The following is an 11,613-nucleotide window of genomic DNA, read 5'->3' as shown; positions in this document are numbered from 1 at the left end:
GTTCTATATCAAATATTCCCTTGAAAAAAAAACAGTTTAATACTTTTCATAAACATTCAATATCCTCAATAATTCTAATAATTTTAGATTCAGATGCATTTAAGTCAAACGCAAAACTCTAAAGGAAATATATTAGTAGTCGACGATACACCAGATAACTTGCGATTGCTATCAGCAATGTTAACTGCCCAAGGTTTTGAAGTTCGTAAAGCCTTAAATGGAAAAATAGCTTTGACTGCTTGTCAAATAGTTTTACCAGACTTAATTTTACTAGATATTAATATGCCAGGTATGGATGGCTATCAAGTTTGTCAACAATTAAAAGCTGATGCTAAAACTTGTGAAGTACCAGTAATTTTTATTAGCGCTCTAGACGACGTTTTAGATAAAGTAAAAGCCTTTGACGTTGGCGGCGTTGATTATATCACTAAGCCTTTTCATGTAGCAGAAGTTGTTTCACGAATTGAAAATCAAATTAATTTCCGAGCATTGCAAGTTAAACTCCAAGAAAAAAATTTTTTGTTGCAAGAAGCTCTTGATAATTTAAAGACTATTCAAGTTCAACAGATTCAGAATGAAAAAATGGTAGCCCTTGGACAGCTAGTAGCAGGTATAGCTCATGAAGTTAATAACCCAATTAGTTTTATCTATGGCAATCTGCAATATGCCAGTCAGTACGTCCAAGATATAGTTAACATTATTGAAACTTATCAACAAGAGTATCCACAACCAACTCTGAAGATTCAAACAGTAGTTAAAGATATAGACTTAAATTTTGTGATTAATGATTTGCGAAATTTAATCGGTGCGATGTATAGAGGAGCAGATCGCATTCGAGAAATCGTATTAGCACTGCAAAATTTCTCTAGACATGATGAAGCTCAGATGAAAGCAGTGAATATTCATGAAGGGATTGAAAGCACTTTGGTAATGCTACAACATCGACTAAAGGAAACAGCAAATCGTCCAGCAATTGTCGTCATCAAAGAATATGGCAATTTGCCCCTAGTTACCTGTTATGCAAGTGAATTGAACCAGGTATTTATGCATTTATTGAACAATGCAATTGATTCTTTAGAAGACTCTGTACTCAAAAATCGTAAATTATTAACTATGGATTATGGACTTTTGACTAAACCGCAGATTCGGATTCGCACAGAGGTGATAGATTTCGATACTGTGAAGATAGCGATCGCTGACAATGGTATTGGTATAGATGAATCCTTAAAATCTTGTTTATTTGACCCGTTCTTCACCACAAAACCAGTAGGAAAAGGCAGTGGACTAGGATTGTCGATTAGTCACCAAATCGTGGTGCAGAAACATCAAGGGCAGATTACCTGTTCCTCATCTCTAGGACAAGGAGCAGAGTTTGCGATCGCCATTCCCATTAAGCCATCTGCGTAGTAAGCTGTTAATTGTGCTATATAGCAGGGAATAAGCTGGAAAGTTTCTTGGTGTCAGGTTTTCTGATTAATGTATGTCTTAAGCTAAGTGGCAATTACTATAGATAACTCAGCATTTATAATTCTTTATATATCAACAAGAATATATCCCTCAATAACGAGGACGGAAACTTTCGCAAATATCGTCTTGATAGTCGATTTCTTGGGCAGGAGTTTGACTACTTAGAACTCAACATGAGGAAATTACGATATTTTATCTAGTAGAGAGTGCTATTTTCAGTCACATAAAAGCATAATAGAAATGTGACTGATCTGTTTTTCCCTTTACAATCCCTAAAAGAAGGTCACTGGTTCAAGCTCATCTGCGGAGCCAGCTACCAGCATTTACCTACGGTCAGAAGTTTAACATTAGCCTATACTTTGGCGGGCGCTGACTGTATAGATGTCGCAGCTGATCCAGCTGTCATAGCAGCAGCCCAAGAAGCGTTACAAGTGGCCAAATATCTAGTTAGGGATGCCCAAAAGCGAGGCTTTCGCTGCCAAGAAAATCGTCCCTTTTTGATGGTCAGCTTGAACGATGGAGAAGATCCCCATTTTCGCAAAGCAGAGTTTAATTCTACTGAGTGCCCCGCAGACTGCCCTAGACCCTGTGAACAAATTTGTCCGGCACAAGCAATTGTCTTTAACCGCATAAAAGATCATTTTTCGGGAGTTGAACACCAAAAATGCTACGGCTGCGGTCGTTGTATACCAGTTTGCCCAAATGATATAATTTATACGAATTCATATATGTCAACGCCAGAGGCGATCGCACCATCAGTAATATCAAGGGAAGTAGATGCCCTAGAAATCCATACAAAAGTAGGGCATTTAGCAGAATTTCAGCGATTGTGGCAAGCAATTTCACCGTGGGCCGAACAATTGAAAGTACTAGCCATCAGTTGCCCCGATGATGAGGGCATAACTGACTACCTCCAAGCGATTTATGACTTAGTTACTCCCTTGCGTAGTGCCTTAATTTGGCAAACCGACGGTCGCCCGATGAGTGGTGACATTGGAGATGGCACTACCTTAGCAGCTGTAAAATTAGGACAAAAAGTTTTGACAGCTAAATTACCGGGATATGTGCAGTTAGCAGGTGGCACTAACAGCTACACCGTTGCTAAGTTAAAGACAATGGGACTGCTGAAAGAAGCAGGAAAGCAGGAAGAGAAGTTGCCAGAAGGGTTTCCCTCCAAGCAAACTTCGGAGAGCAAGGGAGCAGGGGAGAAAGAAAAATTTTTCTCCTCTGCCCCTCTGCCCCTCTGCCCCCTCTCCCACGTTGCTGGGGTTGCTTATGGTAGCTACGCCCGTGTACTGCTGGCACCAATTCTCGAACAGTTAGAGAATAAGGAGGTAAGTAATACTAGTATCAAGGCCACTACTCGCCTAGAAGATGATGATGTACTACTCTGGCAAGCTGTAGGACTTGCCCATTCTCTCGTTTCCCAGCTCAAGTCACAGCAGGAGCGCTAATCGCTCGTTCCGGATATTTTCTTCAACGGGGGAAACCCCACACAGAAATATCCTCGTTATCTCTAAAAACGTCACAATAGAAAGCATGACGATAACAGAAGATCTCCAAAAGTTATTAGACATTTTGCCCCAAGACCTGCGACAAGCACTAGAGAATCATCCCAAACGAGATAGTTTAGTTGAAGTAGTCTTGGATTTGGGTCGTCGTCCAGAAGCTCGTTTTCCCAATCAAGCCGAGTATTTGAGCGAAATACCCGTAACTCAAGAACAAATAGATGATTGCATTGTGCGAGTCGGAATCTTTGGCGGAGATAATCGGGCAGGAATTGAGCAAACTTTGCATCGGATCAGCGCCATCCGCAATCGCACTGGTAAGATTATTGGCTTGACCTGTCGCGTAGGTCGAGCAGTATTCGGAACCATTGGCATGATCCGCGATTTGGTAGAAACTGGTAAATCGATTCTGATGTTGGGTCGTCCTGGCGTGGGTAAAACTACCGCCTTAAGGGAAATTGCCCGTGTTTTGGCAGACGAATTGCATAAGCGTGTAGTAATTATTGACACCTCCAACGAAATCGCTGGAGATGGTGATGTTGCTCACCCCGCCATTGGTCGTGCTAGACGAATGCAAGTAGCTCATCCAGAACTTCAGCATCAGGTGATGATTGAAGCAGTTGAAAACCACATGCCAGAAGTCATCGTAATTGATGAAATTGGCACGGAATTGGAAGCTTTAGCGGCTCGTACTATTGCCGAACGAGGTGTGCAATTAGTAGGTACTGCCCACGGGAACCAAATTGAAAACCTGATTAAAAACCCTACTCTTGCTGATTTAGTTGGGGGTATCCAAGCGGTGACTTTAGGAGATGACGAAGCCAGACGTAGGGGCAGTCAAAAAACTGTTTTAGAACGCAAAGCTCCTCCTACCTTTGAAATTGCTGTGGAAATGTTAGAACGCCAGCGTTGGGTTGTACATGAAAGTGTTGCTGATACAGTAGATAATCTGCTGCGGGGGCGACAACCTAGCCCACAAACGAGAAGCGTTGATGAGCAAGGCAAGGTAGCAGTTACACGGCAGTTAGCTGTTGTTAATGGTCGTGGCGGGCATACAACAACAACAGAGGAATCTTTCCCACCTGCACGACAATCCAACGGTTGGCGTTCATCTGGACAAATGGTAGCACTGCCAGCATTGCCTTTAGAGCGCGAGCGGGTAACTGGGCGGAGTGAATTTGACCGTTTGTTGGATGAATCCTTTAATTACTCAGAGAGCATTGATTTTAGTACCACCAAACATCCAGGGCCAAATGGTGAAGATTTACCACTGCATATTTACCCTTATGGTGTCAGCCGCCATCAGCTAGAACAAGTGATTAATGTGCTGACTTTACCAGTGGTATTGACTAAAGATATTGATAGTGCTGATGCGATTTTGGCATTGCGATCGCACGTTAAAAATCATGCCAAACTTAGGCAAATGGCCAAAGCCCGTCATGTACCAATCCACATGATTAAGTCCACTACAATTGGGCAAATTACCCGTGGTTTGCGGCGGCTACTAAATATCGATGACCCAGAAATAGCTGATGACCAAGAACTGCAACTATTTCTCCACAGCGGTAGCGATGATGAAATTGATGCCCTAGAAGAAGCCAGACTTGCTGTTGAGCAGATTGTGATTCCTAAAGGACAGCCAGTTGAGTTATTGCCTCGTTCTCCCCAAGTCCGCAAAATGCAACATGAGTTGGTAGAACACTATCGCCTCAAGTCGCACAGTTTTGGGGAAGAACCAAATCGGCGTTTACGGATTTATCCGGCATAACCTAAATCCCTAAACTTAAGACTACAAGCTCGCGATCGCTAGGCGATCGCGACTTATAAATGTAACTATAAAAAATGAGAACGGCTTTGGTCTAACGCACTATTTTAAATTTTCGGTGCGTTAAAACTAATGCCCATAATGCACCCTACTAAAAATAGAAAATTTACAAATTCCAATTAGATAGTTTATGGCTAAATTTTTTGATTGTATTACTAAAGAACTACAAGAGTTTATTGCTGCCCAGCACCTCTTTTTTGTTGGTTCTGCTCCACTAAGTCCTACGGGACATGTTAATCTATCTCCTAAAGGACTGAATTGCTTTCGCATCCTCTCACCAAATCAGGTCGCTTACTTGGATCTTACAGGCAGTGGTAACGAAACCTCAGCCCATCTCCAAGAAAATGGACGCATAACTTTTATGTTTTGCGCTTTTGTCGAACCCCCATGTATTCTGCGTCTTTACGGCCAAGGATACACAGTTTTATCTAGTTCTCCTGAGTGGAACTCACTGTACTCTCTGTTTCCGCAACTTCCTGGAACTCGTCAAATTATCGTTGCTGATATCGAGAAAGTGCAGACCTCCTGTGGTTTTGGTGTACCACTTTATGAATATCAAGGACAGCGACAAATTCTAGTAAATTGGGCAGATAAAAAAGGTGAAGAGGCAGTTCGAGATTACCAACAACAAAAAAATATGGTCAGCATTGACGGTTTAGCAACTCCATTGAGTAAATTACTTGAACTTTGACATTAGTTAATTTGCAAGCAAGATATGGATTATACAATTCGTCCTATAAGACAGGAAGATGAACCTTTTCTCTGGGAAATGCTTTATGAGGCAGCACACATGGGAGAAGAAGGTAATTTAACTGTGCAGGATGCGATGAATCATCCCGATTTGGCAAAATACGTCCAGAATTGGGGACTTAAAGATGATATGGGCTTTGTTGCTACCTTAGTTAGCAGTAACCAGCCTGTGGGGGCTGCCTGGCTGCGTTTACTAACGAGTGAAAATCAGGGATATGGTTACATTGATGATCAAACTCCAGAACTAGCGATCGCAGTTTTGCCCGAATATAGAAATCAAGGCATAGGTTCACAGTTACTTATTCATTTATTAGCAGCAGCAAAAGCATCTTATAAATCAATATCACTCAGCACTAGAAGCTCAAATCCTGCTGTAGATTTATATCACAAATTAGGCTGGAAAACCCTTGCTGGCAGTGAGAAAATTAACCGAATTGGCGGCATTTCTTTCACAATGAAAATTGTTTTTTATTAACTGTACATCCAAATAAATTATCTTCAACTAACTCTATAGTCAAAGCAGATATTGGGAAAATCAAGTAAACTTAAATGTTGTCATCCTTCCTCAGCAAAGTTTTAGTTTATTATTTGATTTTAACTTAAATAAATGTATGACTAGATAGTTAATATTTACTATTAATTAGTGTTAAATAATTTAATAACTATACTGAACTCCCGGAAGCTTAACATCTAGTAAAAGAGCTATTTAAAAAGTATCAATCCTTAGAGCTTAGAGGATCTATCTGGAGATAAATTCCTAAAATTTACAAACTAGTTTAGGGTATATACAGCCTTTGCAACAATTATTCGATTGTTTTCTCAGATATTCATGCCCTATATTAATCGTTTTCAATTACGGAATTATGGGATTGTTGTATTAATTGTTGCACTTACCCTAGTGCTAATGCTGTTGCTAGACCCTTGGTTGGGTATGAGCAAAACCCCTTTCCTGCTATTTTATAGCGCCGTAATGGTGAGTGCTTGGCATGGTGGTTTGAAATCAGGGCTATTAGCAACTTTTCTGTCAACTATATTAAGTAATTATTTTTTCTTCCCACCAGAGTATAGCCTCAAATTTGCTCCATCCGATTTTGTGCGAATGGTTTTGTTTGCCTCGCAGGGATTACTGTTCAGCATTTTATGTGAAGCATTAAGGACTAATAAACGTCGAGCTGAAGTGAATTTACAGCAGCTGAAAGTGAGCGAGGAGAAATTCCGAGTCGCGTTAAGCAGCTCCGATATTGTCGTCTTTCAGCAAGATCAAAATTTGCGCTATCAATGGATTCATAATCCTCAAAATGTACAAACAGCTGAGGAAATATTGGGGAAATTTGACTATCAATTATTTCCAGCCTCAGCAGCAGAGCAATTAACTACTATTAAGCGGAGGGTTTTAGAAACCGGAATTTCTGCCTGTGAAGAGGTTTGTCTCACAATCCGTGGAGAAATTCGTTATTATGATTTGCTTGTTGAACCGTTAAAAGATAGCAAAAATAGCATTTCAGGTATTACCTGTGTAGCTTTAAACATTACTGAACGCAAGCAAGCGGAACTAGAAAACATCCGATTACATCAAGAACTTCAACAAGCTATTCAGCAAAAAGACGAATCTTTGGCATTGCTTAATGCTTGGCTGATGACTTCTCCAGTAGCCCTAGCATTTTTCAATACTGAACTTTGCTATGTATATGCTAATGAAGCCTTAGCATCTGTCAACGGTATTCCGCAAAATCAACATATTGGCCGTACCCTACAGCAAGTATTACCAGAATGGGCACCTCAACTAGAACCTATCTTTCGTCAGGTAATGGAAACAAAGGAGCCATTACTAAACCAAGAAGTCAGCGGTGAAACCTATCCGCCTGGAGTTTATCGTTATAGTCTTGTCAGTTATTATCCGGTGTGTTTACCAGATGGGCAGCTGCTGGGAGTAGGTGTTACTGGAATTAATATCACTCAACTCAAGCAAACAGAGCAAGCATTACGAGAAAGCGAAGCCAAGTTCCGAAGTGTAGTTGATTCCAATATGATTGGTATTGGCTTTTGGCAAAAAGATGGCAAAATTACAGATGCTAACGATGCCTTACTCAAGATGATAGGTTACACCCGTGAAGAATTAGTTACGGGAAAGCTGAATTGGCAAGAACTGACTCCTGCGAAGTACCTACCACTTGATGAGCAAGCACTGACTCAATTGGAAAATAATTCCTTTTGCACTCCTTATGAAAAGGAATATATCTGTAAAGACGGCTCACGCATCCCAATTTTGATAGGTGGCAGTCACTATCAAGGGGCTATAGATAGAGGAGCATTCTTTGTGCTTGATATTACAGAACGCAAACAAGCTGAAGATGCACTCCGCTATATTGCCCAGACTAGTAATATACTTGCGACCTCCCTCGATTATGAAGAAACTTTAGAACAAGTAGCCAAAATCTCAGTACCCCAGTTAGCTGACTGGTGTTTAGTAGAAATTTTAAATGAAGATGGTTCTATTCGTCGCTTACCGATCGCCCATGCAGACTCTTCTAAAGCAGAGTGGGCGCGTCAAATTCAGAAATATGCACCAGTTGCTAAAGATGCTAATCCCATCGCTAGAGTGCTACGGACTGGACAGGCAGAATTAATCTCAGAGATCACTGATTCCTTCTTGATTGCAGCTACTCAGAACGATGAACACTTACAAGCTGTGCGGCAGATGGGATGTCAGTCCATTATGGTTGTGCCGTTGGTAGCACATCAGCGAATACTTGGCAGCATCAGCTTTGTGAGTGCAGAATCAGGTTGCCGCTACCAACAATGTGACCTAGCTTTAGCAAAGGACACCGCTTATCGTGCTGCTCTAGCCGTAGAAAATGCCAGACTTTACCAAGACAGCCATCGGGCTTTGTTGTATTATGCTGAATCCTTAGCTCTTCTAGATGCACTATTAGCAGGCGCTCCTGTCGCAGTCTGTTTTTTAGATCGTGAACTGCGATATCTCCGAATTAATCAGGTCTTAGCAGATATTAATGGTTTGAGCATAGAAGAGCATCTAGGGCGCAAATTCCGGGAAGTATTACCAGAAATGGCGGCTGAGTTTGAGCCACAGTTACAGCTAGTGCTGGATACGGGAGAACCGATGCTGAACGTGGATCTCAGGGGGAAGACAAGAGAGGAATCTACACGTCAGGGCTACTGGTTAGGTAACTATTATCCGGTCTACAACGCACTAGGTGAAACCATCGGTATTGGGATTATTTTGGCAGATGTGACAGCAGCAAAGCAAACAGAAATTGCTCTGCGCGAAAGCGAAGCTAGGTTCCGGGCTATGTTTGACCAAGCAGCTGTAGGTATTACCCTGGTAGCGCTAGATGGGCGATTCCTGCAAATTAATCCTGCTCTGTGCGAAATTACGGGGTACAGTCATGATGAATTAATGCAGATGAACTTCGAGGAAATTACTCATCCTGATGACTTAGAAGTTGATTGGGATTATGCTCGACGAGTGTTGGCAAAGGAAATTAGTGGTTATTCCCTAGAAAAACGCTACATCCGCAAAAATGGTGCAATTATTTGGGTAAATCTGACTTCATCAGTAGTTTGGGATGATCATGGACAACCAAAGTATGCAATGGGCATTATCGAGGATATTAGCGAACGCAAACAAACTGAAGCTACACAAAACTTTTTAGTAGAAGCCAGCGCCTTACTAGCTTCTTCGCTAGATTATCACGTCACTTTAACTGGTGTGGCTAACTTAGCAGTTCCTACCCTGGCTGACTGGTGTATTGTGGATATTTTCCGAGAAGATTGGTCAAGTCAACAAATTGCTCTCGCAACTGCTAACCCTGCAAAACGCAGTAGTCTAAAGGAATTACAACGGCGTTATCCGTCACCAAATGGGGAGCTACACCCTCTGATGCAGCAGGTACGGCAGGGGCAATCCGTCTTTTATGCCGAATTTTCCGACGCTATTCTTGTAGAGATGGCACAAGATCAACTACATCTGCAATTGCTGCAAAGTTTAGGCATTCATTCGCTAATGGTGATTCCATTGCGCTCCCGTGGGCAAGTGTTCGGAGCAATTTCTTTTGTGATGGCAGAATCAGCTCGTCATTATGAACAGGCAGACTTAGCTTTAGCAGAGGATGTTGCCCGTCGTTGTGCTACAGCAATCGATAACGCCAGATTGTACCAGGAAACTCAGCAGGCACAACAGGCGGCTGAACGAGCTGTTAACCGCACGGTACTTTTACAAAAAATTACCGCCGCCCTCTCCCAAGCCTTAACTCCCCAGCAGGTAGCCGATGTCGTTATGAATCAAGGGGTTGTCGCCTTGGGTGCCAAAACTGGTTCTGTGCTTTTACTAACTGACCAAGGTGCTGCCTTAAAGATTGTGCAAGCAATAGGGTACACACAAGCGGACATAGATGCTGTGGGAACTTTTCCCTTAACTGCCCCGATCCCCTCAGCAGAAGTAGTCCGAACTGGGCAGCCAGTATTTATAGATAATCGAGTCGATTGGGTAGCAAGATATCCCAATTTAGCTCATGTTGCCGCTAAAGACGGGGAGTTTGCCTACGCTTGTGTGCCTTTAATCCAAGAAGGAAAGGCGATTGGTACACTGGGATTAAATTTTGCGATCGCCCAAACATTTAATCAAGAATATCGGGAATTTATGTTGACTTTAGGGCAACAGTGCGCCCAAGCGATCGCTCGCGCTCAACTTTATGAAGCCGAACAAACTGCACGGGAAGAAGCAGAAACAGCCAACCGCATTAAAGATGAATTTCTCGCTGTCCTTTCCCACGAACTCAGAACTCCCCTCAATCCTATTTTGGGATGGGCAAAGTTACTGCGAACCCGCCAGTTTGATGAAGCTACCAAAATCCGGGCTTTGGAAACGATTGAGCGTAATGCCAAGTTACAAACTCAACTTATTGAAGATCTGCTGGATGTTTCACGAATTTTACAAGGTAAGTTGAAACTCAATGCTTGTACTGTGGATTTGAGAACAACTATTACCGCAGCCTTAGAAACAGTGCGTTTAGCAGCCGAAGCCAAGTCAATTGAAATTCAAACAACATTCAGTGCTGATATGGCACAGATAATGGGCGATAGCGATAGGCTACAACAAGTAATCTGGAATCTGCTCTCGAATGCAGTTAAATTCACGCCCTCCGGAGGGCGGGTAGAAATACGTTTAGAACAGATTGCAGGCAATGCCCAAATTCAAGTTATCGATACAGGTAAGGGAATTAACTCGGAATTTTTGCCCTACGTCTTTGATTATTTCCGGCAAGCAGATTCTAAGACAACTAGAGTATTTGGCGGATTGGGACTGGGACTGGCAATTGTGCGCCGTTTAGTAGAACTGCATGGTGGTACAGTTCAGGCAGACAGTCCAGGCGAAGGACAGGGAGCAACCTTTGCTGTTAGGCTACCGTTGCTCAAAAATTCCCCATTACCAGAACCCAATCTTGAGCCTTCTTCGTTAGAAATCACCACCGAGGAATCATTACTTTCTGGAGTGAAAATTCTTTTAGTAGACGATCAAGCTGATGTGCGAGAGTTTTTTACCTTTGCCTTAGAACAGTATGGAGCGACTGTAACGGCAGTGGCATCGGCAAATGAAGCACTCACAGTTCTATCCCAATCCCAGCCAGATGTCTTATTAAGTGATATCGGAATGCCATTGATGGATGGCTATATGTTACTACGCCAGGTGAGAATGCGATCGCCAGAATCAGGCGGACAAATTCCGGCGATCGCTTTGAGCGCTTATGCGGGGGAATTTAACCAAAAACAAGCATTAGCAGCAGGATTTCAAAAACATGTTTCTAAGCCTGCGGAGCCGATTGAATTAGCAACTGCGATCATCAATCTCATCAAACACCAGGAGTGAAAAGCAGGGGAGCAGAGGAGCAGGGGAGAAAAATCATCCATAAAGGATAAAAAGTACGCAGATATTATCGACTGCGATCGCACTCATCACTAGTGAAAAGGGACTGGGGAATAAAGTGATATTTATCATACACCGCGACTTTCTCAGGAATCTATTTCTACTCTCATGAAGAAGTT

Annotated in this window: 6 protein-coding genes; all 6 read left to right on the top strand. The window is 42.3% G+C overall.

Going from position 1 to position 11,613, the window contains the following annotated elements; genetic code table 11:
* Window positions 1-93 precede the first annotated feature (93 nt).
* Window positions 94-1,407: a hybrid sensor histidine kinase/response regulator gene (locus I8751_RS09205; RefSeq protein ID WP_214438868.1), complete on the top strand. Its 1,314-nt coding sequence runs from the start codon at window positions 94-96 to the stop codon at window positions 1,405-1,407.
* A 302-nt stretch (window positions 1,408-1,709) separates the two neighbouring features.
* Window positions 1,710-2,921 carry a circadian clock protein LdpA gene (gene ldpA, locus I8751_RS09200; protein WP_214438867.1) on the top strand — a complete coding sequence of 404 codons (1,212 nt, stop codon included), beginning with the start codon at window positions 1,710-1,712 and terminating at the stop codon, window positions 2,919-2,921.
* Window positions 2,922-3,006: 85 nt separating this feature from the next.
* Window positions 3,007-4,743 carry a R3H domain-containing nucleic acid-binding protein gene (locus tag I8751_RS09195; protein WP_214438866.1) on the top strand — a complete coding sequence of 579 codons (1,737 nt, stop codon included), beginning with the start codon at window positions 3,007-3,009 and terminating at the stop codon, window positions 4,741-4,743.
* A gap of 187 nt (window positions 4,744-4,930) precedes the next feature.
* Window positions 4,931-5,491, top strand: coding sequence for a pyridoxamine 5'-phosphate oxidase family protein (locus tag I8751_RS09190; RefSeq protein WP_214438865.1), 561 nt, complete (start codon window positions 4,931-4,933; stop codon window positions 5,489-5,491).
* A gap of 24 nt (window positions 5,492-5,515) precedes the next feature.
* A complete protein-coding gene (locus I8751_RS09185) occupies window positions 5,516-6,025 on the top strand; it encodes a GNAT family N-acetyltransferase (protein ID WP_214438864.1) in 510 nt (169 codons plus the stop codon).
* Between the two features lie 354 nt (window positions 6,026-6,379).
* Window positions 6,380-11,437 (top strand): PAS domain S-box protein, encoded by a 5,058-nt coding sequence (locus I8751_RS09180; RefSeq protein WP_214438863.1) that lies wholly within the window; start codon window positions 6,380-6,382, stop codon window positions 11,435-11,437.
* Window positions 11,438-11,613: the final 176 nt, after the last annotated feature.

Origin of the sequence: Atlanticothrix silvestris CENA357 (assembly GCF_016056295.1) — a bacterium.
Classification (GTDB): Bacteria; Cyanobacteriota; Cyanobacteriia; order Cyanobacteriales; family Nostocaceae; genus Atlanticothrix; species Atlanticothrix silvestris.
Note: the sequence above shows the minus strand (reverse complement) of the source record. Positions and strands in the feature narration are given on the sequence as shown.

What these genes read in the sequence shown, in the direction of transcription:
- I8751_RS09205 (WP_214438868.1), top strand. Translation starts at nt 94, where the DNA reads ATGCATTTAAGTCAAACGCAAAACTCTAAAGGAAATATATTAGTAGTC.
- I8751_RS09195 (WP_214438866.1), top strand. Translation starts at nt 3,007, where the DNA reads ATGACGATAACAGAAGATCTCCAAAAGTTATTAGACATTTTGCCCCAA.
- I8751_RS09190 (WP_214438865.1), top strand. Translation starts at nt 4,931, where the DNA reads ATGGCTAAATTTTTTGATTGTATTACTAAAGAACTACAAGAGTTTATT.
- I8751_RS09185 (WP_214438864.1), top strand. Translation starts at nt 5,516, where the DNA reads ATGGATTATACAATTCGTCCTATAAGACAGGAAGATGAACCTTTTCTC.
- I8751_RS09180 (WP_214438863.1), top strand. Translation starts at nt 6,380, where the DNA reads ATGCCCTATATTAATCGTTTTCAATTACGGAATTATGGGATTGTTGTA.